This window comes from Pseudomonas sp. 18173 (assembly GCF_050432945.1).
Classification (GTDB): Bacteria; Pseudomonadota; Gammaproteobacteria; order Pseudomonadales; family Pseudomonadaceae; genus Aquipseudomonas.
In genome coordinates this window covers 1-1,366 of record NZ_JBKFTN010000073.1, presented here as the reverse complement: position 1 = coordinate 1,366, position 1,366 = coordinate 1, and the positions used below count along the sequence as shown (strand labels likewise).

1 protein-coding gene is annotated in these 1,366 nt (G+C 61.9%); it reads left to right on the top strand.

Annotated elements, in window-relative coordinates; all coding sequences use genetic code 11:
• Positions 1-1,366: NADP-dependent succinate-semialdehyde dehydrogenase (gene gabD, locus ACLD1X_RS29105; RefSeq protein WP_429373725.1), on the top strand; the 1,366-nt coding region annotated here is incomplete at both ends.

Below are 1,366 nucleotides of genomic sequence, written 5' to 3'. Positions count from 1 at the left end.
TTCCGCCAGCAAGCCTTCATCGATGGCGCGTGGGTTGATGCGGACAATGGTCAGACGATCAAGGTCAACAACCCGGCAACGGGCGAAATTCTGGGCACCGTGCCGAAAATGGGCGCTGCCGAAACCCGCCGTGCGATCGAAGCTGCTGACAAGGCGCTGCCGGCCTGGCGTGCACTGACCGCCAAGGAACGTGCGGGCAAACTGCGTCGCTGGTTCGAACTGATGATCGAGAACCAGGACGACCTGGCTCGCCTGATGACCATGGAACAAGGCAAGCCATTGGCCGAAGCCAAGGGCGAAATCGTTTATGCCGCTTCCTTCATCGAATGGTTCGCCGAAGAAGCCAAGCGCATCTACGGTGATGTGATTCCGGGCCACCAGCCAGACAAGCGCCTGATCGTGATCAAGCAGCCAATCGGCGTGACCGCTGCAATCACCCCGTGGAACTTCCCGGCTGCAATGATCACCCGTAAAGCCGGCCCGGCCCTGGCCGCCGGTTGCACCATGGTGCTCAAGCCTGCTTCGCAAACCCCGTACTCCGCCTTCGCCCTGGCCGAACTGGCCCAGCGTGCCGGCATCCCGGCTGGCGTGTTCAGCGTTGTTTCCGGCAGCGCCGGCGACATCGGTACCGAACTGACCAGCAACCCGATCGTGCGCAAGCTGTCCTTCACCGGTTCGACCGAAATCGGTCGTCAACTGATGGCCGAATGCGCCAAGGACATCAAGAAAGTGTCCCTGGAGCTGGGCGGCAACGCGCCGTTCATCGTGTTCGACGACGCGGACCTGGATAAGGCCGTCGAAGGCGCGATCATTTCCAAATACCGCAACAACGGCCAGACCTGCGTCTGCGCCAACCGCCTGTACATCCAGGACGGTGTCTACGACGCGTTCGCCGAGAAGCTGAAAGTGGCCGTCGCCAAGCTGAAGATCGGCAACGGTCTGGAAGCCGGCACCACCACTGGCCCGCTGATCGACGAAAAAGCCGTGGCCAAGGTGCAGGAACACATCGCCGACGCCCTGAGCAAAGGCGCAACCGTACTGGCCGGTGGCAAGGCGATGGAAGGCAACTTCTTCGAGCCGACCATCCTGACCAACGTGCCGAACAACGCGGCCGTGGCCAAGGAAGAAACCTTCGGCCCGCTTGCACCACTGTTCCGCTTCAAAGATGAAGCCGACGTGATCGCGATGTCCAACGACACCGAGTTCGGCCTGGCTTCGTACTTCTATGCCCGCGACCTGGGTCGTGTGTTCCGTGTGGCTGAAGCCCTGGAATACGGCATGGTCGGCGTCAACACCGGTCTGATCTCCAACGAAGTCGCGCCGTTCGGCGGCATCAAGGCCTCGGGCCTGGGCCGTGAAGGCTCCA